Origin of the sequence: Pseudomonas sp. SWRI92 (assembly GCF_014268685.1) — a bacterium.
GTDB lineage: Bacteria > Pseudomonadota > Gammaproteobacteria > Pseudomonadales > Pseudomonadaceae > Aquipseudomonas > Aquipseudomonas marvdashtae.
On the sequence record NZ_JABWQY010000001.1, the window covers coordinates 706,811 to 730,178 of the forward strand.

Consider the following 23,368-nt stretch of genomic DNA (forward strand, 5'->3'; position numbering starts at 1 on the left):
GTTAACTCAGTGATGGCCTGGTCGAATCAGCCAGGCTCGCGTCTTTTTGACTAGAGGTTATGGACTATGAACATCAGGTTTCTCGGGCTGCCCTTGGTCGCCGTGACATTCCTGGCGCTGGCCGGCTGTTCGACACCGACCGTAGTGACCTTGCAGAACGGTACCCAGTATTTGACCGAGGACACCCCCAATACCCGTACCGCCGACGGCTTCTACGAGTTCGAAGACATTTCGGGCAAGAAAGTCCGGGTGCGCGCCGATGAGGTGGCGACGATACGCAAGGAAGACTGACTGTAATCGAGCCCTCTCCGTGAGGGCTGGCCTCTTCTGGCCCGGGCAAACCGGCCCGAGCCTGTCAGCATCACGCACACACCTCCCGCAGACAGCCCCTTAGCCAACGGTGCACGGGGTCGGCATCCATCCGCGGGTGCCAAAGCATGGCAATGGTGAATTCGGGCACCGCCACTGGCAGCACGAAACTGTGCATGCCAATTCGCAAACGGGCGGTGTAGCGTTCCGGCACGCTGGCGATCAGGTCGCTTGAACGGGCGAGGCCCAGCGCGGTGGAAAAGCCCGGTACGGTGGTAATGATTTGGCGAGTCAAATCCATCGAGCCCAGGGCCTTGTCGATCAGGCCATGCTCAAGGCCACGCATGGAAACTCCGATGTGCTGGCCCGCCGCATAGTCGGTAACGTTCACCTCGCCCCGACTCAGGGGATGCCCCGCCCGCACCACACCCATCAGGCGGTCGGTGAACAGCGCTTGCGTGCGCAGCTCCGGGCGGGTGTCCTCGCCCACCACGGCGGTCTCCAGATCCACGCTGCCTTCGCGTAGCGCCGTGCTGTCGCGGTCCGCCTTGTCGACAAAACGCAGCCTAATTCCAGGGGCTTGCCCACCAATGTGGGCAAGCAGCTCAACCGCGAAGTTTTCCACGAACCCTTGGCGGGTGCGCAGCGTGAAGGTGCGGTTGATTCGTCGAAGATCCGGGGCCTGCACCGGGCGCAGCGCCGCCTGGACGTCCTGTAGCAGTTGACCGACCTGCTCGCGCAACTCCTGCGCCCGTGGCGTCGGAACCAGCCCACGCCCCGCCCGTACCAACAATGGATCACCGGTCGCCTGCCGTAGACGCGCCAGCGCTCGGCTCATGGCCGAGGGGCTCAATCGCAGCCGTCGGGCCGCACCGGCCACGCTGCCTTCGGACAGCAAGGCGTCAAGGGTAACGAGCAGGTTGAGGTCAGGTGTGGACATGGTCGGCCCCGGATCTGATAGATGGCGTTTGACGCAGCTATAACATGCAACTCGTGCGTCTTCCGTCATGTTATGCCTCGGCGTACTGTTCCGACAGCTCCAATGCGAGAGCAGCAGACAGAGGGAACATGATGAAGCCAGCCGATACAGAGCAACGCTTGCCATCGGGCGCATTCCGACATCAGGGTGTTTCTACACGCTGGGCCCTGGCCAGCCTGGCACTTTCCACACTGCTCGCCTCCTTGGGCGCCAGCGTAGCCACCGTGGCCTTGCCGGTGCTGGCCCAGGCATTCGATGCATCTTTCGCGCAGGTGCAATGGGTGGTGCTGGCTTACCTGCTGGCGATCACCACGCTGATCGTCAGCATGGGACGCCTGGGAGACCTGATGGGCCGCCGCACGCTTTTGCTGATGGGCATTGCGTTATTTACGCTAGCGTCAGCCCTGTGTGGCTTGGCGCCCTCGTTGTGGTTGCTGATTGCCGCCCGGGCGCTGCAAGGCCTGGGGGCGGCCATCATGATGACCCTGACGATGGCGCTGGTTGGCGAAACGGTCGAGAAGTCCAAGACCGGTGCCGCGATGGGACTGCTGGCCACGCTATCGGCGGTGGGCACCGCCCTGGGCCCGTCGGTAGGTGGCCTGTTGATCAGCGGGTTCGGTTGGCATGCGGTGTTCCTGATCAACGTGCCACTCGGGCTGCTGACGCTGCTGCTGGCTTGGCGATCCCTTCCGGCCGGACCCACGGCAACAAAGGCCGGGCATGTGCGCTTCGATGGCCTGGGCACATTGCTCCTGGCAACGACGCTGGGCGCTTATGCCTTGGCGATGACGCTTGGGCGCGGGAGCTTTGGTGGGTTGAATGCCGGATTGCTGCTGGCGGCAATCCTCAGCGGTGGGCTATTCGTCCGGGTGCAGCGTCGGCTGGGGTCGCCACTGATCCCCTTGGCGATGCTTGGCGACCGTTTGCTGGTGTCGGGCCTGGCGACGAATGCGCTGGTCGCAACGGTGATGATGGCGACCTTGCTCGTCGGGCCGTTCTATTTGTCCATCACGCTCGGCCTGCCTTCGGCCATCGTCGGGCTGGTATTGGCAGCGGGACCGTGCGTCGCGGCCCTTTCCGGGGTTCCCGCCGGGCGCCTGGCTGACCGATTCGGTGCGCGCCCCATGCGGCTGGCCGGGTTGGCGACAATGGTCCTTGGCACCTCGCTGTTGTCATTGCTCTCCCCGGCGCTTGGCATCGGTGGCTATGTCGCTGCGATCGTGGTGACGACCCTTGGCTACGCGATGTTCCAGACGGCCAACAATACGGCGGTGATGGCACCCGTCGCCGATAACCAGCGCGGCGTCGTCTCGGGTCTGCTGAACTTGTCCCGCAACCTCGGCTTTTTTACCGGTGCCTCGGTGCTCGGCGCGGTTTTCGCGGCCACGCTTCCGACCAACGGTATCTCTACAGCCAGCCCCGACGACGTTGCAAACGGCTTGCACATGACCTTCGGCGTAGCGCTGGCATTGACGGCCCTGGGATGGCTTATCGCGTTTAAACACCGCGTCCCAGAGCCATCGCAGGCCTATCAGGAAAGCACAGGTGAACGATGATGGCACTCTGAACATTTGCCTTTAGGTCATGACGCAGATCAAAAAAACTGAACCAATCGCCAAACGGACTGAAAAAATCCACGTGACGTTCATTTTCAGGTGCTATTTTTAGTTCTCATTGGTAGAGCCATGATGGCTCTTCCTTCCTGACATGAGCAAAAGGAAGCGCTTGATGAAGAAGGCGGGCCGCAAATGAATAAAGGATCTTTCAGCAAGGTGACGTTCCCCAATGCCTGCCAATTGATGCGCTGGCATTTCCATCCTATGGGCTTCGAAGCCAGCATGGACGCGCCAGGCAGCATGGTTGCCCGGTTGTTCGACCGCGCCAGCGGCGAAACCATGATCGCGATTGCAGGCATTCCCTGCGCAACCGTAATGAACGCTCCCGACGTCGAGCGAATCATCGAAGCGGTGGAAGCCGAGCTTGAAGCCTTCGTGCCGCCAGTTGGCTTGCAACGATTCGCCTCCTGACGCGTCCTGGCAAACCAAAGCCCACAATTGATGTGGGCTTTTTTATGGGCGTCAATTCAGTCTGATCTCAACCTCGGGCACGGCGATGATCGAGGAAGAACGGCTTGCCCGCGCCGATCCGGTCCGAAGCCTTCGGTGCATTGACCGCCTGGCCTTCCTGGGAGTCGACATACCAGTAGCAATGCTGGACCGCACGGGTGATGCCCACGTAGGCCAGGCGCAGGACCTCATCTTTCTGCGCCGTGTCGTACGGTTCGATGTCACCTTTTTGGCCCAACCCGGCCATCCGGTAAACCTGATTCTTGTAGGGCGAACGGGTGAGGTGCTGGCAATCCCCTAAGAGGAACACCGCATCGGCTTGAAGACCTTTGGCGCTGTGATAGGTCATCTGCCTGAGCCGCCGCTGCGGGTACGGCAAGCTAGAATCCACATTAACTATTTGGCTAATGTTCTTTTCTATCAATGATTTATCGCTGCTTTTTCGATACAACATCAAGATCGAATCACCGTTGCGATAATGTTCTTCGAGTCGCCGCGCCAACCCTTCGTCATCCCGGTCCAGCACCGTGACCGGACTTGGTGCACGGGGCTTGCCGCTTGCCTTGGCTTTTTTACCGGGGATGGATTGCGCCGAGCGAACGATGTGCTCGGCCGCATCAATGATGTATTGGTGGCTACGGTAGTTTTCAGTGAGCATCACCCGAGTTGTGGCCGGTGACGGGAACTGCTTGTCGAAGCCCATGAAGAAACTCGGCGAACTGCCGCGCCAACCGTAGATTGACTGCCAGTCATCGCCCACGCACAGCAAGGATGAACGTTGAGCACCGCGCCCCACGTGCATGGTGGGTCCGCGCCTGCGCGCCTCGCCCAGACTCGCCCGTATCCAAGAGACGATTTGTGGAGAAACGTCCTGGAACTCGTCGATCATCAGATGCGAAAGCGGCCTCAGTAATGTGTCGTCGAGCAGCTTGAAGTTTTCTGGCGAATGCTCGCTGAACAGCGCAAACATTCGGTTGTAAGTCATCACTGGTGGCGACTGGTCGAGCAAATGGTCCTCAAACGCCCGCCAGAATCGACTCAAGGCTTCAAAAAAATACCGATCGGGATCGTCTTGGGCGAAACACATTTTGCCAACCGCATCCGGGACGTCCAGGCCGAGGTTTTCGATAAAGCCTGCCGCCGAGACGAAACAATCCAGCAACGGTGCTGAACTCAATTCGCCCTTGACCCGGTAATCGAACCCGGGCCCCGAGCTGGCGTTCCCCGCCAGCGAGGTCATGACGCGTTTGGAATCTTCATAACTGTCTAACCAAATCAATGGTTTACGCGAAAAAGCTTGAAACAAGGTTCGCTTTACAGCCCATTCGGCGCGCAGGCTCAGCTTGGCACCGGGTCGGCTCAGTTGGGAATTTTCACGGGGATCGAATCCCAACATCACCCATGCATCGAGCGACTGACTATAGCCATGGCAATAGAACCGTGATCCGTTGATCTCGAACACCTGGCGCTTGGGCTCAATGCCCTTGATCGGCCAGGCACCCGCGCGAAACCATAGGTCTTCAATCGCATCGCACAATGCTTCATCGCGCTGAGCCGCCAACTCAGTCACTGCCACACGCTTTTGCACATCCGGGTGGTCACGTTCCAGCGCCTTGAGTTGCAGCGCGTGGAGGGAAAGCGGCTTGATCAGCTCGCGGAAGCGCTCGTCGCGTTGGTAGAGTTTGTGATAACAGGCATTGAGTTGCTGGCGCTGGGCATCGTTGATACGTAAATCGAACGGATTGCCCTGGGTGTCGTCGTCATCCGCCCCGGTGCGGTGGCTCAGCGTCTCGAACGCCTGCAGCCGCTCAAACCCCGGCAGGCTACGGACCATGGGCAGGAGACGGGAATGGAAGGTGCGCACCAGGTCGCGCGCCTCCTTGAGGCTGATGGTGCGCCCCCAAAGCGCAAACACCGCGACCAGTTTTTCGATGAAGTCCTTGCGCGACTCCCGGGTAAACGTCACCACGGTCATCGAATCCAGCTCGAAACCCAAGTACTGGGAGAGCAGCACAACCCGCAGCACCAACGTCGTGGACTTGCCCGCACCCGCGCCGGCTATGACCGAAGTCGTGGGCGTGTCGCTGAAAATCATTTTCCATTGCGCACTGCTGGGCTGCTCATCCGCCGGTAAACGTCGCGCAACGTCGGCCTTGACGCGCTTCTTCAGCTCAGCGGTGACGGGCAGGCGCCAATCGTCGAATAGCAGATCATCGACCTTGGGGGGCGGGTGGTCGGTACTTCGGGAGTCACGGATCAACAGAACCTGACGGCCCTCCTCCAGTCCTTCGGCTTTGCCTTCGCCGAAACCGTAGTCGAACCCGGCGGCATGACCGCTGCGAAAACCATCAGCCTGGCCGTGCAGCCAGGATGCGCGATGCTGGGCGCGCAGACGGGTCAGGCCGTGGCCGAAAAATCGCGCGGCCAGGCGTTTTAACCAGGGCATCTGAGCCAGGGGCAAAAGTTCGGGAGGAAGATCGGGGCTGTGTTGCGACACGCTGGAAACTCCGGTGTTCAGAACCATGGCGACCATGGTGTCTGGATTTGCCAGCGGATTCCAGCCAAAAGCTTTTAACTCAGGGATTTAGGCGATGAAATGAAAGTGTCGTATCAGGATGCCCATTGCCAATTACAAGCAGCCTCGCCCCCATAAAACGATTTGCATCGTTGCAAATCGTATCGTGTGGGCGAGGCTGCTTAGCTGTTTATTACCGTCCGGAAATAGCCCCGTCCACCAGTGCCTGGGCCTCGACCACCAATTGTTTCAGGTGCTCGTCGCCGATGAAGCTTTCGGCGTAGATCTTGTAGATGTCTTCGGTACCGGATGGACGCGCCGCGAACCAGCCGTTTTCGGTCATGACCTTCAAGCCGCCGATGGCCTGGTCGTTGCCTGGCGCATGGCTGAGGATGCTCTGGATCGCCTCCCCGGCCAGCTCGGTGGATTGGACCTGGTCCGGCGACAGCTTGCTCAGCAGTGCTTTCTGTTGCGGGCTGGCCTTGGCGTCGACGCGCACCGAGAACGGTTCGCCCAGCTCATCCGTCAGGGCACGGTAGGCCTGGCTTGGGTCACGACCGGTACGAGCGGTCATTTCAGCAGCCAGCAGCGCCGGGATCAGGCCGTCCTTGTCAGTACTCCAGACACCGCCGTCCTTGCGCAGGAACGAAGCGCCAGCGCTTTCCTCGCCACCAAAGCCCAGGGAGCCATCGAACAGACCGTCGGCAAACCACTTGAAGCCCACCGGCACCTCATAGAGGCGCCGCCCCAGGCGCTTGGCCACGCGATCGATCAGGCCGCTGCTGACCACGGTCTTGCCGATGGCGGCATCGGCCCGCCATTGCGGACGATTCTGGAACAGGTAATCGATGGACACCGCCAGGTAGTTGTTCGGGGCAAGCAGGCCGCCACTCGGCGTCACGATACCGTGGCGGTCGTGATCCGGATCGCAGGCAAAAGCCACGTCGAAGCGTTCTTTAAGGCCAATCAGGCCTTGCATGGCATGACTCGAAGAAGGGTCCATGCGGATTTGCCCATCCCAGTCGACCGTCATGAAGCGGAAGGTCGAATCCACATGGGTGTTGACCACTTCAAGATCCAGCCGGTAGTGCTCGGCAATGGCTGGCCAGTAGCGTACGCCCGCGCCGCCAAGCGGGTCGACGCCCAGGCGCAACCCGGCACCACGGATGGCATCGAAATCGATGACGTTGACCAGGTCAGCCACGTAGGTATTGAGGAAATCGTGGCGGTGGGTGGTCTCGGCCTTGAGCGCCTGCTCATAGCTGATGCGCTTGACGCCAGCCAGCTGATTGGCCAGCAGCTCATTGGCCTTGGCTTCGATCCATTTGGTGATGTGGGTATCTGCCGGACCGCCATTGGTGGGGTTGTATTTATAGCCACCACTCTGCGGCGGATTGTGGGACGGTGTGATGACGATGCCGTCAGCCAGGCCGGTGGTACGGCCACGGTTGTAGCAAAGGATGGCGTGGGAAATCGCCGGCGTGGGCGTGTACTCGTCTCCTTCGGCGATCATGACGGTCACGCCGTTGGCGGCCAGCACTTCCAACGCGCTGGCGCCTGCCGGGGTCGACAACGCATGGGTGTCGATACCGACGAACAACGGCCCATTGATGCCCTGGGCTTCACGGTACAGGCAGATCGCCTGGCTGATGGCCAATACGTGCCATTCATTGAAGCCCAGGTCGAAGGAGCTTCCCCGGTGGCCCGAAGTGCCAAAAGCCACGCGTTGGGTCGAAACCGAAGCATCGGGCCGGCCAGTGTAATAGGCCGTCACCAGTCGCGGGATATCGATCAACAACTCTGCCGGTGCCGGCTTGCCCGCAAATGGACTGACTGTCATGCAAAACCTCGGAATGGAGTGGCTCGAAAAATGAACGCAGTTTACTGACAGTTCGACCATCAAGCGATGGGTTCGATCCATCGCCCTGTCATCATGATTGTTCGGCCCTCAACGCATCGGCCAACGCGCAGAAGGCTGCGTCTGGATCCTCGGTCCCGCTGACCACGTGGGCCAAACGCAAATGCTGATCGTATAGTCCCTGTATGCTGAACAACTCCCCCGGCGCGATAACGATTCGCTGGGCAAGGAGGCGCTGGAAAACGCGCCGCAGATCAGCTTGGCGCGATGACCGCACCCAGATCGTCGCGCCACCTTCAGGCTCCACCCATTGCAGGCAGTCCCCTAGCCGCTCGCCTATCCACTGCGTCGTCGAAACGGCACTTTCACGCAGCAACCGCCGCAGCACCTGCAAGTGCTGGTCGATCCGACCATTGCTGTACAGGCGAGCAATCGCCTTCTGGCGAATTGGCGACAGACGAAACGCGCGCAACAGAAAGTGCCGCTGCAGCGACAGCGTCAATTGCCGCGACAGCAGATAACCGTAGGGCGCTTCGGCACCGATGGTTTTTTCGAAAGTGGAGTAGACAATCAGCCGATCCGGGTCAAGCAAGTCTCGGTAAGGCGTTCCTCCTGGCTCGAATATCAGGTCGGTATAGCTGTCGTTTTCCAGCACCCATGTGCCGTACGAATCCAGCAGCCGCGCCACCGCGTGGCGATTGCCTTCACTTGCCTGCGTACCCATGGGCATGCTCAGGACCGAGGACAGCACCACCAACCTTACCGTTTCGCTCGCCAGTAATCGGGCCAGTTGATCGACATCGATTTCGCCCCCCTCCAGCAACGACAGTTCGATGACCTGGACGTCGGCCGCTTGCAACAAGCGCAGGATCGTCCAGTCGCAGGGCGATTCGATCAACACCGTTGCGCCCCTGAGGGCCAGCACGGCAATCAGGATTTCCAGGACCCCTCTCAGGTCGGCCCCGATATACACGTCGTCGGCATTCCAGCATCTAGCCGGCGACGAGGTGTAGCGCGCCGCCAGCGCCATGCGCAGCTCCTGCTCGCCCCAAGGCTGCGAAGGCAGCTGCGAAGCGCGTGGATACTGGCGTAGCAACTCGCGCTCAAGCAACAGGAGCGGACTGTCCAGCGACTGCAAGGACGCCGGTTCGTCGTCGCTCAGCGCCAGCATGCCTGGCCGGCGTGCATTGACATACAAGGTTTCAAGCAAATCGTCGCCACCGCCGAGGGTGGCAACGCAGGGCACCGGCAACGCGTAATAACCGGACTTGGCGATCGAATACACGCGCCCTTCTTTCTCCAGCAAGGAATAAGCGTACTGGATGGTCGAAATGGAGACGTTCAAGCGCTCGGATAATTGCCGCAACGACGGCAGGCGCACCCGGGCGTCGGTGCCCAACTCATTGATCAGGCTCGTCAGGTATCGATAGACCGCCTGGTAAGCAAAATCGGTTTCACGGCCACCCTTCATGAAGAAAGGCCAACAAAATGTGCCATGACCGGACATGGCCGGATGATGGAGCAGAAATCGTTCAAGCAGTGCTCCTCAACGCCAAGCCGATCGTCCACACAGGCCGTCGCCCTCCTGCTCGTCGTCCTCCGTAGCAACGCTTCCGACAGCCGATTGCAGGTCGCTCGTCAAGACGCTTTCCGCTTCCGCCGGGCTAATACGCGTCCGGTACAACTTGCCCAGCATGGGAATGGGCAGGCCGCTGACATCAACCATCCATTGCGCAACCTGATCGGCCACGGCTCCGCCCCGCATGGCCTTGTGCAAATCTGGCATCGCCACCAGCATGCCGGGATGGCAACAGCGCAGGAAATGCTCCAGGCCGGCGCCGTTTTCCACGAAGGGTGCGAACAGCATGCAAACCAGTTGCGTTTCGTTGAGGCCCAGCGAGTTTTGCGCTTCGGCAGCCGCCTGGGCGCGGCGCTCAGGAATGGCCGCCGGCGTGCCGAACAATTCCTGGACCTGCTGGCAGACGTGCATGGGCAGTTGCTTGCGATGCATGATCATGATGGTTCGCTGCACATAGTCGCTGTAGCCCGTTTCATAACTGCGCCCTTGCAGGTAACAAGCCTGCAAGCCATACAAGTGGGCGGATAGATACGGACTGAGGTACTCATGTTCAAGCGTTGGCACGATCAGTCCGTGGGAGCGCACCCCCAGGAACTCGCTGAACAATGGCCAGTTGTTTTCTTCCGACCGGTCGACAATCAGGTCTTCGATGCTGATATGCCCTATCCGCCGACGGGCCTCGAACTGCCCCTCGGGCTGCCACGGCCCCAGGCATTCCTGCCCGTAGAAACCCCGGAAGACCTCGCCGCCCAAGGTCTCGAGCTGGGAGAAAAGGCCGTCATAGCCACAACCTGCGTCAATGGCCCGGCCGATCTTGTGCATCGAGCGTTGGAGGCCCGTCATGAATTGCTTTTGCTGGCGTGGCGTGTCACAGGTGACCCATGAGTCCACGCCCGACTCCCAGCGCGCCATGTGCCTGTAGAACTCCGCCATCGCCAGGTAGCCTTCGTCGCCCATGCCCAAGAGGCTGTCATTCGACCGCAGGTGCCCGAAGACCAGCATATCCAAGCGATTGGCCTCGTGCCCCGCCGTCGACAACGCTTTGTTGTGGTTGAACGGCACCACTTCACGATTGTCCGCCATCAGCAGTTCCACACGCGGATCATCGTAGACAAACAGAGCGCTATAGCAGCGATGGATATTTTCCAGGCTGGCCTGCGTGGTCTCGCCCAGGCGAGGCGTGGCGACGCGCAGATCGAACGTCGTCGGATGCCGGCCAGCAATGCTCAACTGCGCGGCGCGCAAGGCCGTGAGAACATAGAATCCTTCCCGGCTTCCGTTCTGGACGGTCAACACGCGGTATTCGCCTATGCGGTCGATGCCTCCGGCTGCGACGATCAAGCGTTGAATCAAAAGCTGCAATGCAGTCCGTTCCGCACGAGAATAAAAATTCAGCAAGCGCTGCAGTACTTGCTGATATACGTAAGTCATCGCCTGCTCATGAATTGCACTCATAACCATTTACCTGCAAATTCGATTATCGGCGTCGCGCCCGCTTGATTTACACGACGTGTTGGTCTGGAGGATTGTTTTGCTATTGCCCAAAGTATTGGCGATAGGCTTGAATGCTGTCCTGCGTAATTATTTGACACATACGAGCAGTGCCACCCCTTCTCTACCACTGGCGCCGGCAGACCCCCCGGAAACATGGGGCATCGCCAAATGTTTAAAGTGTCCTAGGAGATTTCTTACAACTTCCCACAGACAAGGGATACAACAAATAAGGAACATGCCGAGCGGCGACCTACCTGCTGCCCCAGCCACTCTTCCCCTTTGTCGACGCGCAGCCACGAAGGAAATAACGCGGAAGTCACTTGGAACATGCGCAGAAGATTCGAAATCAGTGCAAAGTCTGTATCGCGCCACGACTTCTTCCTTGAGTTGGAAACGAGCGCTCAATTATCAGGACTTAAATAATGATTAGAAGATACAGATTAACGGCAAAAACCAGTTCAGTTGCCGTTCTTGCGGGGTGAGCCTTCAACGCGCCGTAGTGAAACGGCCGTACGTCACGCATGCCAGGCGCAGGTGCGCACTTTCCGGCGGACACGATGGATTACGAACGAGGAAGAAAATGGTCGGTACGACCAGGGCAGCGCAAGAGTCGAAGCCCGTGACTCTTGCGCAAGGGGGATAATCAGGCGGGATCGACTACCTGAAGGGCAACACGTTCACGGCAAGGGCATTCGCCCATGTAGCGGTGAGCTTCGACAAACTCGGAGAACGGAAACACCCGAGTCTTGAGCGGCAGCAGCACGCGATCGGCAGTCAGCTGATTGATATCGCGCAACGCCCGCTGCAACGCCACCTGGTCCTGGACAATGCCCAGCTCCGGCTTACCGGTGAAATTGCCAATGCAGTGCACAAAGAACTGAATGTTCTTCTGGAACGCCGCGCAGGCTGGAAAGGGTGTCTGGTTACCGCCCTGCAAGCCATATAGCACCAGGCTGCCACGGGGTGCCAGCACGTCGCCGAGAAGCGACATCTGCGGCCCGCCGAGACCATCGAACACGACATCGACGCCACGACCATCAGTGAGCTTGTTGATTTGCATCAGCAAGTCCTGCTCTTCGGTGACGATGACCTTTTCAGCGCCAAGCGACAGAAGATAGTCGCGTTCGTCGGAAGTCTTGGTCGCCGCAATCACCCGTACGCCCAAGGCCTTGCCCAATTGCACAAAGGATGGGCCGGCGCAATGGCTGGCGTCGGTCACCAAGGCAAATTGTCCGGGTTTCACCCGCGCCAGATCCATATAGGCAAAGTAGGCGATCAGCAGCGGCGTGTAATGCACTGCGGCTTCGATCGGGCTGAGCACGTCGGGGTAACGAGTCAACGCCGTACGGGGCAGCACGATGATTTCACCGTACACCGGGTAATCGTTCGGGCTCTCGGCGGGGAAGCTGGCGACCTTGTCGCCCACGGCCAGGTCATCGACACCCTCGCCAACCGCCGTCACCACCCCAGCCATCTCATGACCCAGCCCGGAAGGCAGGCGGGCCTGGGACGACGCCAGGTTCTGGCGCCACAGGGTGTCATACCAACTGATGCCGATCGCTTCGACGCGGACCTGCACTTCTCCTGGCGCAGGAAGAGCCGCCGCATGCTCTTCGCATTTGAGCACCTCGGCACCACCAAACTTGTGAAAACGGATCGTGCGGGACATCGCAAACCTCGTCAAAGTTACCTCTAATGCCATGAACTCTATCCGGGCTTTGTACCCAAGACCATCAGTGGCTATTAATAGTCGACATGCCTGTCATTGATTCCGCGTAGGAAAACCGAACCAGTCCGGTAAGACTTATCCTTAAAAATTGCAATTAGCCGATGCAGAGTACCAGCCTTTCCCCGTAAGATTCACGCCGGTCATTGTTCTCATATGGCCGCCCACGTCAAGCTTGCCGAATCTGCCAGGACCCCAGATGAATCGTAATGACCTGCGTCGTGTCGACCTGAACCTGTTGATCGTGTTCGAAACATTGATGCATGAACGCAGTGTGACCCGCGCCGCCGAGAAGCTGTTTCTCGGCCAGCCGGCCATCAGTGCCGCGCTGTCGCGCCTGCGCAGCCTGTTCGATGACCCGTTGTTCGTGCGCACCGGGCGCAGCATGGAGCCCACGGCCCGGGCGATCGAGATCTTCGCCCTGCTGTCCCCGGCCCTGGATTCGATTTCCACGGCCGTCAGCCGGGCGGCGGAGTTCGATCCGGCCACCAGCACGTCGGTGTTTCGCATCGGTCTGTCGGATGACGCCGAGTTCGCCCTGCTGCCCATGCTGCTCAAGCGCCTGCGAGCGGAAGCGCCAGGCATTGTGCTCGTGGTGCGGCGAGTCAACTACATCTTGATGCCAGGTCTGCTCGCCTCAGGTGAAATTTCCATTGGTGTCAGCTACACCGACGACCTCCCGGCGAACGCCAAGCGCAAGGTATTGCGCCGCAGCTTACCCAAAGTGTTGCGCGCCGACACCGCGCCGGGACGACTGACCCTGGACGAATTCTGCGCCCGCCCCCATGCATTGGTTTCCTTTGCCGGCGACTTGAGCGGCTTCATCGACGAAGAGCTGGAAAAACTCGACCGCAAGCGCCATGTGGTGCTGGCCGTGCCGCAGTTCAACGGCTTGAGCACATTGCTGGCGGGCACCGACATCGTCGCTACGGTGCCCGACTACACCGCCGACGCACTGACCGCCGCTGGCGGCGTACGCGCCGAAGACCCACCGATCCCGGTGCGCAGCTTCGAGCTGCACATGGCCTGGCGCGGATCCCAGGACAACGACCCGGGCGAACGCTGGTTGAGATCGCGGATTCAGATGTTTTTTGGCGACCCTGAGAGTCTTTAGGCGTCGTCGGGCTGGCTGTTTATCTGATCATTTTTGCCTTTCGACAAACCATGGAGCTCCGTTCACTTCCAGTGGATGGCTACATTGGGGGCACATCTGAGGGCATGCTTTGGATGGTTTGAAAAGGATGCCCCCAGCCTAAGGCCAAGTGGGCTATTGATGAGGATAGCTCCGACCGGACACTCTGCGATTCGATAGACCGGCCTGAAGCTTTCAGCGGAACGGCGGACACTGGAATCGATGAGCGAACAACACCACCTCCGTGCAGACTCGTTTTCAAGCCAAGATCGGAGGGGCTGACACTTCCCATGCAAACCAGAATCGAACTTCAACGGCAGCGATGAAGTGATCGCCCCAGGGTTGGTAAAACTAGCCTTTCATCTGGCTCAACAGTCAAGGCTCCGGAAACGTTGATAATTCAAAGATGTTCGAGTCAGCCATCACCTGATCGCCGGATGTCGCCCCCAAGCTATTCTCCTGAGCGAAAATGGCATAATATGCCAACAATCAAAAGTACCTGTTTGCATAGACCTGGAGCTAGTTATGGCGACGCGAAACGTTGTGCTCACCCCTCACCAGGAACAGGTTATCCATGACTTGGTGCAGTCCGGCCGTTATCAGAATGCCAGCGAAGTGATGCGAGAAGGTTTACGTTTATTGGAGCAGCGCGTCGCCGAAGACGCCGCCAAAATTGAGGCCCTGCGTCAGGCGACCTCAATCGGCATCATGGATCTTGAGCACGGGCGCTTTACTCAGGTGAACGAAGGCGACCCTGAGAGTCTCTAACTGCGGGCAGCTTCAGCGACGTCCACGCAGTTGGTGCGCAAGAATTGCCGGCGCGTATCGCTCGCGCCGTGGAAGCGTCATGGATGACTCCTCAGTTCCAGATGGCCGCGAGAAGCGTAGGTCACGCGTTCACATCGACGACCGTGCGCCCCCGGACCTTGCCTTCCAGCACCTGACTGGCGACCGCTGGAACCTGTGCCAAACCCACCACCTGAGTGGTACGGGCGAGCTTGCTCAAGTCGAGGTCCCGCGCCAGTCGTGACCATGCCTGCAACCGGACGTCTTGCGGCGCATTGACAGAATCGATACCGGCCAGGGTCACGTTACGCAAGATGAAGGGCAACACCGATCCGGGCAGGTCCGCCCCCTGGGCCAGGCCGAAAGCAGCGACAACGCCACGGTATTGAGTCTGCGCCAAGGCGTTGGCCAAGGTATGGCTGCCGACCGAGTCGATGACGCCCGCCCAGCGCTCCTTGGCAATGGGTGCGCCCGGCTCTGACAAGGTGTGGCGATCGATGACTTGTGTCGCACCCAGATCGCTCAGGTAGCCGGCTTCCTCTTGACGCCCGGTCGAGGCCACCACCCGATAGCCAAGGCCCGAGAGCAGCGCGATGGCCACCGAGCCGGCGCCGCCGCTGGCGCCCGTGACCAGGATATCGCCGCGCTCCGGGGTCAGTCCGCCATGCTCCAGCGCCAAGACGCTGAGCATCGCCGTATAACCTGCCGTGCCGATCGCCATCGCTTCCCGGGTCGAAAATACCTCGGGGACTTTTACCAGCCAATCGCCGCTCACCCGTGCCTTCTGGGCAAAACCGCCGTGATGGGTCTGGCTCAGCCCCCAACCGTTGACCAGCACCCGGTCGCCAGCCTGGAAACCGGCGTGGCTGGAGCTTTCGACGATGCCGGCGAAGTCGATGCCTGGGATCAATGGAAACTGGCGGATCACCGGCGTGCGGCCACTGAGGGCCATGGCGTCCTTGTAGTTCACGGTGGAATATTCGATCGCGACAGTGACGTCTCCGGCCATCAAGTCCTCGTCGTTGAAGTCGACAAGGTTGGTGGAGATGACATCGCCAGTTTTATTGGAAAGCAGCGCTTTGAAGGTCATTGTTGTTTTCCTGTCCATTTGAGCGAATTCGGGCCAGCGCGTGTGCTCCAGAGCGCTGGACAGCGTAGGCGATTCAGGCCAATTGCATGGCTTTGCGAATGCCCGAGTCCAGCAAGCCTGCCGGAGCGAAGCGGCGCATGAATTGCAACTGGGCGGCGGCCTTGCCAGCGGTATAGCGCAATTTCGGCCGATCGGCACGAGCAGCCTTCAGCACCACGTCGGCGACCACATCGGGCCCCTCGGCAGACGCCATTGCCTGATTGACGACTTTGGTTACCTTTACCCGAATATCCTCATACAGGTCCAGCTTGGCGTCGGCCTGGAAGCTGTTGCTCTCGAATGCCGTTTTCGTATACCCGGGCTCGATGACCACAACCCGGATGCCATGGGTACGCAGTTCGTGATCCAGCGCCTGGGAATAGCCATCCACCGCATGTTTACTGGCCACATAGAGCGCGACATAAGGCACGGGGACGACGCCGAGTATCGAACCGATGTTGATGATTCGACCGACACCTTGGCGCCGCATGTGAGGCACGACGGCGCGGGTCATGCGCACGACACCGAGGAAATTGGTATCGAGGAGCGCCTTGGCTTGCTCGATCGAGCTCTCTTCGGCTGCGGCCGGGGCGAGTCCGAAGCCCGCGTTGTTGATCAACAAATCGATGCGCCCTTCCAACCGCAACAGCTCTGCGACGGCGGCTTCGACGCTGGCATCGTCAGTCACGTCCAGGGCCAGCATCGCAAATGCCTGACGTTCCGCCCGCGTCCCTCGTCGACTGGTGCCGTACACACGGTAGCCAGCGGCCACGAGTTTGTTGGCAATGGCTTCTCCGATGCCAGACGAAGCGCCTGTCACCAACGCTACGGGTTTAGGGATCGTCATAGGAACTCCTCGGGCTGGGTCGGCCCGGCATCGAAGCGTGTCGGGCGAAGCTATGATGATGGTCATAATCTTCGCCGTCAAGATTTTGATTTCGATCAACATCTAACTGATGACTCGAATACCCGCTCTACCGGGCGCCACCCCGTTGTCAGGCCGCCCTTACTGGCTGTTCCGGTTGTTTTGATCCGCTGTGCTGCGCTTATCGCTTGAATAACTCAGTGCACATGAAATCAATGAACACCCGCAACTTGGGCGCCAGATGCTTGCTGGAAGGCCAAAGCATGCGGAACGTGTTCTGGTGCTGATTGAAGTCATCCAGAACGGTGACCAATTCCCCAGCAGCGAGCGCATCGCGTACGGTGAAGTCCGGCACGCAGGCAATCCCCAGTGCATCGCGTACAACGTGTAGCAACGCTTCAGTGGTATTGCAGATCAGAGCCGCCGGCAGAGCGAGATCCGCCTCCCCTTCCCCGGCGACCGGCCAAACCTGCAATCTGCCGGAGCTCGGAAATCTGTACAGCAGGCAGGCATGCTGCAACAAATCCGCCGGGACCTGCGGCCGGCCATGTTCGACGAAGTACCGGGGTGAACCGACCACCAACAGTTTAAATGTGCCCAACGGCCTGGACATCAGCCGGGAATCGTTCGGTTCGCCGGTACGAATAACCGCGTCAAAACCTTCCTCGACGATGTCCACCAATCGATCAGAAAAATCCAGGTCCAGCTCAATACTCGGATAGCGGCGCATAAACGCAATCAGCGTCGGCATGACCAGCCCCGCCACCAAAGGCAGGCTCACCCGCAATCGCCCGCGCGGCGCTTTTCGGGTTTCGGACAACTCGAACTCCGCCGCTTCGATTTCGCACAGGATGCGCCGGCAGCGTTCCAGGAAAAGCGCGCCCTCCGCCGTCAGCGTGATACTTCGCGTGCTGCGATGGAACAGACGCACGCCCAATCTTTCTTCAAGGCGAGCCACGCTTTTGCCCACCGCCGACGAGGAGACCCCGAGTACCCGGCCCGCCTCTGAAAAGCTTCGAGCCTCGGCGGCCCGAACAAAAAAATCTATCCCGCTTAACGATTCCATGGGAGATCCATTAGAGACAATTTGTCCGTTGTGTTCCGAACCTTAGCATTATTGTCTTCACTCTGAAGCGCACTTACCGTAGCCGCCAGATAGTCATCCTTGAGGGACGGAATCATCCAGTCCACCAGCGGCTTACAGGAAGGTGAAACATGACGATTGCCAATACCCGGATCGGCGCAGATCGAAACGACGACGAAGATGCCGCACCACTCCCCCTCGGATCGCTGTTTGCCCTGGCACTGGCAGCGTTCGTCACTATCCTCACCGAAGCACTTCCCGCTGGCCTGTTGCCGCAGATCAGCGAAGGACTGGCGGTCTCGCAAGCTCTCGCAGGCCAACTCGTTACTGTCTATGCGCTCGGTTCGTTGCTCGCAGCCATCCCGTTGACGGCAGCCACCCAAGGCATGCGCAGAAGGCCCTTGTTGTTATTGGCCATCGCCGGCTTCGCCATCGCCAATACCGTCACGACACTGTCCACCAGCTACGGTTTGACGATCATCGCTCGGTTGCTCGGTGGTGTTTCAGCGGGGCTGCTCTGGGCATTGCTGGCCGGTTATGCCGCCCGCCTGGTGCCAGAACGCCAAAAAGGTCGGGCAATAGCGATTGCGATGGTTGGAGCGCCGCTGGCACTGTCCCTGGGCGTGCCGGCAGGCACTCTGCTTGGCAACCTGATTGGCTGGCGGATGAGCTTCGCCATCATGAGCGTGTTTGCGATTGCCTTGATGGTCTGGGTACATCTGAAGGTGCCTGACTTCACCGGGCAACCCCGGGCGAAGCGGCTTGAATTAGGTCGGGTGCTTGCTCTGCCCGGTGTCCGCAGCGTGTTGTTCGTGGTGCTGACCTTCGTATTGGCGCACAACATCTTGTACACCTACATCGCTCCCTTCCTGGCAGCGTCCGGGTTGGCCGAACGAACGGATCTTGTATTACTGGTGTTTGGCGTCGCCTCGCTACTCGGCATCTGGATCGTCGGCGTGTTGATTGATCGACACCTTCGGGCCCTGACGCTCGCCAGCACAGTCCTGTTTGCCATCGCCGCGTTGATGCTAGGGATGATGCGCGACATGCCGGTCGCGATCTATGTCGCGATGGCAGCGTGGGGAATCGCTTTCGGTGGGGCCGGCACGCTGTTCCAGACAGCCATTGTCAAGACGGCGGCACAAGCAGCTGATCTCGCCCAGTCCATGCTGGTCACCGCATGGAACGTTGCGATTGCCGGCGGTGGAATCATCGGAGGCGCCATGTTGAATCATCTGGGGGTCGTTGCGTTTGCGCCTGCGCTGACGGTCCTGCTGCTTTTGGCACTGGCGGTGGCGTGGTCGTCGCAACATGGCTTTGCGGCATACGCCAAGCGTGACGCCGCTGCCGCTGCGGTGACCTGATATCCGCCCAAGGCAAAGCCTTCAAATCGCTCAGCCGCCCCTCATCGAAGGCAGGCTGAGCGATTGATCAAGCAACCAGATCGTTGGCACTGAACGTGTTGACACCGAGCAACTGAATCTCGAAATCAGCGTTCAGGTCGCCGTTGACGTTGCCATACAGCACATGGTCAATGAAGCGCAGTTGCCCTGCTCCGGTGAAATCGTTCGCGTCGATAAAGCTGAACTTATTGAATAACGGTGTCAGGGCATTGGCATCCAATTTCGACAGATCGATCTTGTCGCCCTGCAGGCGGCTGAAATCGAGAATGACGTCACCGGTACCGTCCTTGCCCAGTTCACTCAACGTGCTGAAGACGAAACGGTCGGCTCCGGCGCCACCGATCAAGGTGTCGGTGCCAACACCGCCCATCAGCGTGTCATTGCCGGCTCCGCCATCGAGGCGATCATTGCCTGCGCCGCCGTTGAACACGTTGTTGCCAGCATTGCCGGTCATGACGTTATCCAGCGCATTGCCGCTGCCGTTGATGTGAGCGACGCCCGTCAGCGTCAGGTTTTCCAGATTGGCGCCAAGGCTCCAGCTTATGGAGGAGCGCACGGTATCGATCTCGCCGTCCAACGTACTGGTTTCGCTGACGATGTCCTTGAGGTTGTCGACCACGTAAGTGTCGTTGCCGGTGCCACCGATCAAGGTGTCGATGCCGGCGCCGCCGTCCAGGAAGTCCGCGCCATCCAGGCCATTCAGCACGTTGGCCGCGGCGTTGCCGATCAAGCTGTTGTTCGAGGCGTTGCCGGTTAAATTGAGCGCGGCAACGCCGAGCAGCTGGCCGTCCTCGACGTTGGCCGACAAGACATGACTGACCGAAGTGCGGACCACGTCGCGGCCTTCATCGGCGAGTTCGACAGCACTGTCGCCAACGTTATCGAGCATATAGGTGTCGTTGCCCGCACCGCCGATCAACGTATCGCGTCCGGTCAGGCCATCCAAAACGTTGTTGCCGGCATTGCCGGTCAGCACGTTGTTCAAGGCGTTGCCGCTGCCGTTGATAGGGGCAATGCCAGTCAGGGTGAGGTTCTCCAGATTGGCGCCCAGCGTCCAGCCCAGCGAAGAACGAACCGTGTCTATTTCGCTGGCCAGGACACTGGTTTCGCTGATGACGTCCCGGAGGTTATCGACCACATAAGTGTCGTTGCCGGTGCCGCCGACCAACGTGTCGATACCGATGCCGCCGTCCAGCATATTCGCCCCGGTGTTGCCGGTGATGCGGTTGTTCAGGGCGTTACCGGTGCCGTTGAGGCTGGCGGCGCCGAGCAGCGTCAGGTTCTCGAAGTTGGTGCCCAGATTGTAGCTGATGCTTGAAAAGACGCTGTCAATTTCAATCAGCGACGCACCCCGCTCAATCACTGTGTCGCCAAGATTATCGACGTAATACGTGTCGTTGCCCGCACCACCGTCCAGTTGGTCGACGCCTGCGCCTCCATTCAACACGTTATTGCCGGCATTGCCGACCAGCACGTTGGCGAGCGCATTGCCGCTGCCGTTGATGTGGGCGACACCGGTCAGCGTCAGGTTTTCCAGATTGGCTCCAAGGCTCCAGCTTACCGAGGAACGCACGGTGTCGATCTCGCCGTCCAACGTACTGGTTTCGCTGACGACGTCCTTGAGGTTGTCGACCACGTAAGTGTCGTTGCCGGTGCCACCGATCAAGGTGTCGATGCCGGCGCCGCCGTCCAGGAAGTCCGCGCCATCCAGGCCATTGAGCACGTTGGCCGCGGCGTTGCCGACCAAGCTGTTGTTCGAGGCGTTGCCGGTTAAATTGAGCGCGGCAACGCCGAGCAGCTGGCCGTCCTCGACGTTGGCCGACAAGACATGACTGACCGAAGTGCGGACCACGTCGCGGCCTTCATCGGCGAGTTCGACAGCACTGTCGCCAACGTTATCGAGCATATAGGTGTCGTTGCCCGCACCGCCTTTCAACGTGTCACGCCCGGCCAGGCCATTGAGTAGGTTGTTGCCGGCGTTGCCGGTCAGCACGTTGTTCAAGGCATTGCCGCTGCCGTTGATAGGGGCAATGCCAGTCAGCGTGAGGTTTTCCAGGTTGGCGCCAAGGGTCCAGCTCAGGGAGGAACGAACCGTGTCGATTTCGCTGGCTAGGACACTGGTTTCGCTGATGACGTCCCGGAGATTATCGACCACATAAATGTCGTTGCCAGTGCCGCCGACCAACGTGTCGATACCGATGCCGCCGTCCAGCATATTCGCCCCGGTGTTGCCGGTGATGCGGTTGTTCAGGGCGTTGCCGATGCCGTTGATATTGCCGGAACCGCTTAACGTCAGGTTTTCGAGATTGGCGCCCAGGGCGTAGTTGACGGACGAAATAACGCTGTCGATTTCAACCAGCGAAGCGCCTCGCTCGGTGACCGTATCGCCGAGGTTATCCACGTAGTAGGTATCGTTGCCGGCACCGCCGTCCAGTTGGTCGACGCCTGCGCCACCATTCAACACGTTATTGCCGGCATTGCCGACCAGCACGTTGGCGAGCGCATTGCCGCTGCCGTTGATGTGAGCGACGCCCGTCAGCGTGAGGTTTTCCAGGTTCGCGCCCAAGCTCCAGCTCACCGAGGAGCGCACGGTGTCGATCTCGCCGTCCAACGTACTGGTTTCGCTGACGATGTCCTTGAGGTTGTCGACCACGTAAGTGTCGTTGCCGGTGCCACCGATCAAGGTGTCGATGCCGGCACCACCGTCCAGGAAGTCCGCGCCATCCAGGCCATTGAGCACGTTGGCCGCGGCGTTGCCGATCAAGCTGTTGTTCGAGGCGTTGCCGGTTAAATTGAGCGCGGCAACGCCGAGCAGTTGGCCGTCCTCGACGTTGGCCGACAAGACATGACTGACCGAAGTGCGGACCACGTCGCGGCCTTCATCGGCGAGTTCGACAGCACTGTCGCCAACGTTATCGAGCATATATGTGTCGTTGCCCGCACCGCCGATCAACGTATCGCGTCCGGTCAGGCCATCCAAAACGTTGTTGCCGGCATTGCCGGTCAGCACGTTGCTCGAAGCGTTGCCAAGGCCGTTGAGGTTGGCGAGCCCGGTCAGGGTGAGGTTCTCCAGGTTGGCGCCCAGCGTCCAATTCAAAGAGGAACGTACGGTATCGATTTCGCTGGCCAGGGTGCTGGTTTCGCTGATCACGTCCTTGAGGTTGTCGACCACGTAGGTGTCGTTGCCGGTACCACCGACCAACGTGTCGATACCGATGCCGCCGTCCAGCACATTCGCCGCGGTGTTGCCGGTGATGCGGTTGTTCAGGGCGTTGCCGGTGCCGTTGATATTGCCGACACCACTGAGCGTCAGGGTCTCGATGTTGGCGCTCAAGACATAATTGCTGGAGGCCAGGACTGTATCGACTCCACTATTGAGCGCACTGTTTTCCTGAATAACATCGTCGATATTGTCGACGACGTAGGTATCGTTACCTGCCCCGCCAATCATCACGTCCTTGCCAGCGCGACCGTTCAGCACGTTGGCCAGCGCGTTGCCAATCAGCGTGTCGTCATTGGCCGAGCCGACTGCGTTTTCGACTTTGGTGCCATAGGCGATCGCCAGGCCTTCATTGAAATCAGTGTCGGTACTGAGGTTCACGAATGCCTGGCCTATCTTGCTGAACTGCCCTTCGTTCAAGTTGATACGCACAGCTTGCGCCTGGCTGCTCGCATCAATGGTATCGATGCCGCCCGCGTCCCAGATCGTCTCGAAAACCGATTGGCCGGTCGCCCAGCTATAAGTGGTATTACCGGTCTGCCATTGGTTATTTGCGCCGTACAGGCTCTGGATAGCCGCGATATCCAGCAACATCGGTGTCGTCGGTTCGTAGGAGTACGCGCTGTTGTAGCTCATGATCGTGTAGCGCACGTCATCGAACTGCGCGGAAAGAATCGTCGGGTTCGAGAGGCTTTTGGAGAACGGGTGCTTGAGGCCCAACGCGTGGCCAATCTCATGCATGAAGACCAGGTAGTCGTAGGAGCCCTCGTCGGGAGTTGGATCGTTGGTCACTGGCCCCAGCCAGACATCCCCGGCGCTGGGTGTCCTGTCGGGGTAATAGCCCCATGCAGCCGTGTCATCGTCCATCCACAGATAGCCGCCAAATCGCAGATCACCCACATTGGTAGCAGACTCGGCGACCTGGGTGAAATGGATATTGGCAACCGAACCCCAGCTTCCGATGGCGTTGACGATGCCGTCCTGTTGCGCCGATGTTACGGCGTAGCCGCGCTCGTATTCGTTTTCGCTGCTGTAGTTACTGGCGAAATAGGAATCTGCCGTCATGAAGCTGTACGTCAAGGACGTGCCCGCCGTCGCACTACCGGCCCAATAAGTACCGACCAGCAAACTGTTGACCTGCACATTGCTAGTCAGCTTTGCATACGAAATCGAGGAATAACCAAGTGGACTGGGCATACGAGCTTCCTATGGGCGATCTGCGG

Annotated in this window: 16 protein-coding genes; 6 read left to right on the forward strand and 10 right to left on the reverse strand. The window is 59.7% G+C overall.

Annotation, left to right across the window (positions count from 1 at the left end; all coding sequences use genetic code 11):
* Positions 1-66: 66 nt before the first annotated feature.
* The gene (locus tag HU762_RS02820) at positions 67-291 is read left to right on the forward strand and encodes a YgdI/YgdR family lipoprotein (RefSeq protein WP_186610275.1); all 225 of its coding nucleotides are present in this window, start codon (positions 67-69) and stop codon (positions 289-291) included.
* 70 nt (positions 292-361) lie between these two features.
* On the opposite strand, the gene HU762_RS02825 is transcribed toward HU762_RS02820, so the two are convergent.
* Entirely contained in the window at positions 362-1,249 is an 888-nt protein-coding gene (locus HU762_RS02825) for a LysR family transcriptional regulator (protein ID WP_186632601.1), read from the reverse strand.
* Positions 1,250-1,380: 131 nt separating this feature from the next.
* Between HU762_RS02825 and HU762_RS02830 the strand changes: the two genes are divergently transcribed.
* Together HU762_RS02830 and HU762_RS02835 are read left to right on the forward strand one after the other, a co-directional pair.
* The gene (locus tag HU762_RS02830; protein ID WP_186632972.1) at positions 1,381-2,844 is read left to right on the forward strand and encodes an MFS transporter; all 1,464 of its coding nucleotides are present in this window, start codon (positions 1,381-1,383) and stop codon (positions 2,842-2,844) included.
* A 192-nt stretch (positions 2,845-3,036) separates the two neighbouring features.
* Positions 3,037-3,315: a DUF1652 domain-containing protein gene (locus HU762_RS02835; protein ID WP_186610273.1), complete on the forward strand. Its 279-nt coding sequence runs from the start codon at positions 3,037-3,039 to the stop codon at positions 3,313-3,315.
* 67 nt (positions 3,316-3,382) lie between these two features.
* Here the strand turns inward: HU762_RS02835 and HU762_RS02840 are convergent, their stop codons facing one another.
* The 5 genes from HU762_RS02840 to HU762_RS02860 all read right to left on the reverse strand — a co-directional run bounded on the left by HU762_RS02840 (position 3,383) and on the right by HU762_RS02860 (position 12,469).
* On the reverse strand, positions 3,383-5,851 hold the full coding sequence (locus HU762_RS02840) for a UvrD-helicase domain-containing protein (RefSeq protein ID WP_186632604.1): 2,469 nt from the start codon (positions 5,849-5,851) through the stop codon (positions 3,383-3,385).
* A 211-nt stretch (positions 5,852-6,062) separates the two neighbouring features.
* Positions 6,063-7,709 (reverse strand): phosphoglucomutase (alpha-D-glucose-1,6-bisphosphate-dependent), encoded by a 1,647-nt coding sequence (gene pgm / locus HU762_RS02845; RefSeq protein WP_186632607.1) that lies wholly within the window; start codon positions 7,707-7,709, stop codon positions 6,063-6,065.
* A gap of 91 nt (positions 7,710-7,800) precedes the next feature.
* Positions 7,801-9,198, reverse strand: a complete 1,398-nt coding sequence (locus HU762_RS02850; protein ID WP_186632609.1) for a PLP-dependent aminotransferase family protein — start codon at positions 9,196-9,198, stop codon at positions 7,801-7,803.
* A gap of 75 nt (positions 9,199-9,273) precedes the next feature.
* On the reverse strand, positions 9,274-10,761 hold the full coding sequence (locus tag HU762_RS02855) for a hypothetical protein (RefSeq protein WP_186632612.1): 1,488 nt from the start codon (positions 10,759-10,761) through the stop codon (positions 9,274-9,276).
* A gap of 682 nt (positions 10,762-11,443) precedes the next feature.
* Entirely contained in the window at positions 11,444-12,469 is a 1,026-nt protein-coding gene (locus tag HU762_RS02860) for a zinc-dependent alcohol dehydrogenase family protein (protein ID WP_186632615.1), read from the reverse strand.
* A gap of 256 nt (positions 12,470-12,725) precedes the next feature.
* Here HU762_RS02860 and HU762_RS02865 point away from each other — a divergent pair, with 256 nt between their 5' ends.
* Together HU762_RS02865 and HU762_RS02870 are read left to right on the forward strand one after the other, a co-directional pair.
* The gene (locus tag HU762_RS02865; RefSeq protein WP_225923569.1) at positions 12,726-13,640 is read left to right on the forward strand and encodes a LysR family transcriptional regulator; all 915 of its coding nucleotides are present in this window, start codon (positions 12,726-12,728) and stop codon (positions 13,638-13,640) included.
* A gap of 543 nt (positions 13,641-14,183) precedes the next feature.
* Positions 14,184-14,426 carry a type II toxin-antitoxin system ParD family antitoxin gene (locus tag HU762_RS02870; RefSeq protein WP_186632618.1) on the forward strand — a complete coding sequence of 81 codons (243 nt, stop codon included), beginning with the start codon at positions 14,184-14,186 and terminating at the stop codon, positions 14,424-14,426.
* Between the two features lie 121 nt (positions 14,427-14,547).
* On the opposite strand, the gene HU762_RS02875 is transcribed toward HU762_RS02870, so the two are convergent.
* The 3 genes from HU762_RS02875 to HU762_RS02885 all read right to left on the reverse strand — a co-directional run bounded on the left by HU762_RS02875 (position 14,548) and on the right by HU762_RS02885 (position 17,504).
* Entirely contained in the window at positions 14,548-15,534 is a 987-nt protein-coding gene (locus HU762_RS02875) for an MDR family oxidoreductase (protein ID WP_186632621.1), read from the reverse strand.
* A 73-nt stretch (positions 15,535-15,607) separates the two neighbouring features.
* On the reverse strand, positions 15,608-16,420 hold the full coding sequence (locus HU762_RS02880) for an oxidoreductase (protein ID WP_186632624.1): 813 nt from the start codon (positions 16,418-16,420) through the stop codon (positions 15,608-15,610).
* Positions 16,421-16,619: 199 nt separating this feature from the next.
* On the reverse strand, positions 16,620-17,504 hold the full coding sequence (locus tag HU762_RS02885; protein WP_186632627.1) for a LysR family transcriptional regulator: 885 nt from the start codon (positions 17,502-17,504) through the stop codon (positions 16,620-16,622).
* Between the two features lie 149 nt (positions 17,505-17,653).
* On the opposite strand from HU762_RS02885, the gene HU762_RS02890 reads away from it, so the two are divergent.
* The gene (locus HU762_RS02890) at positions 17,654-18,886 is read left to right on the forward strand and encodes an MFS transporter (RefSeq protein ID WP_186632630.1); all 1,233 of its coding nucleotides are present in this window, start codon (positions 17,654-17,656) and stop codon (positions 18,884-18,886) included.
* Positions 18,887-18,953: 67 nt separating this feature from the next.
* Here HU762_RS02890 and HU762_RS02895 read toward each other — a convergent pair whose 3' ends face one another.
* Positions 18,954-23,342 carry a M10 family metallopeptidase gene (locus HU762_RS02895; RefSeq protein ID WP_186632633.1) on the reverse strand — a complete coding sequence of 1,463 codons (4,389 nt, stop codon included), beginning with the start codon at positions 23,340-23,342 and terminating at the stop codon, positions 18,954-18,956.
* Between the last annotated feature and the right edge of the window lie 26 nt (positions 23,343-23,368).

Coding starts and splice junctions, on each gene's coding strand:
- HU762_RS02820 (WP_186610275.1), top strand. CDS start 67: ATGAACATCAGGTTTCTCGGGCTGCCCTTGGTCGCCGTGACATTCCTG.
- HU762_RS02825 (WP_186632601.1), bottom strand. CDS start 1,249: ATGTCCACACCTGACCTCAACCTGCTCGTTACCCTTGACGCCTTGCTG.
- HU762_RS02830 (WP_186632972.1), top strand. CDS start 1,381: ATGAAGCCAGCCGATACAGAGCAACGCTTGCCATCGGGCGCATTCCGA.
- HU762_RS02835 (WP_186610273.1), top strand. CDS start 3,037: ATGAATAAAGGATCTTTCAGCAAGGTGACGTTCCCCAATGCCTGCCAA.
- pgm (WP_186632607.1), bottom strand. CDS start 7,709: ATGACAGTCAGTCCATTTGCGGGCAAGCCGGCACCGGCAGAGTTGTTG.
- HU762_RS02850 (WP_186632609.1), bottom strand. CDS start 9,198: ATGAAGGGTGGCCGTGAAACCGATTTTGCTTACCAGGCGGTCTATCGA.
- HU762_RS02855 (WP_186632612.1), bottom strand. CDS start 10,761: ATGAGTGCAATTCATGAGCAGGCGATGACTTACGTATATCAGCAAGTA.
- HU762_RS02860 (WP_186632615.1), bottom strand. CDS start 12,469: ATGTCCCGCACGATCCGTTTTCACAAGTTTGGTGGTGCCGAGGTGCTC.
- HU762_RS02865 (WP_225923569.1), top strand. CDS start 12,726: ATGAATCGTAATGACCTGCGTCGTGTCGACCTGAACCTGTTGATCGTG.
- HU762_RS02870 (WP_186632618.1), top strand. CDS start 14,184: ATGGCGACGCGAAACGTTGTGCTCACCCCTCACCAGGAACAGGTTATC.
- HU762_RS02875 (WP_186632621.1), bottom strand. CDS start 15,534: ATGACCTTCAAAGCGCTGCTTTCCAATAAAACTGGCGATGTCATCTCC.
- HU762_RS02880 (WP_186632624.1), bottom strand. CDS start 16,420: ATGACGATCCCTAAACCCGTAGCGTTGGTGACAGGCGCTTCGTCTGGC.
- HU762_RS02885 (WP_186632627.1), bottom strand. CDS start 17,504: ATGGAATCGTTAAGCGGGATAGATTTTTTTGTTCGGGCCGCCGAGGCT.
- HU762_RS02890 (WP_186632630.1), top strand. CDS start 17,654: ATGACGATTGCCAATACCCGGATCGGCGCAGATCGAAACGACGACGAA.
- HU762_RS02895 (WP_186632633.1), bottom strand. CDS start 23,342: ATGCCCAGTCCACTTGGTTATTCCTCGATTTCGTATGCAAAGCTGACT.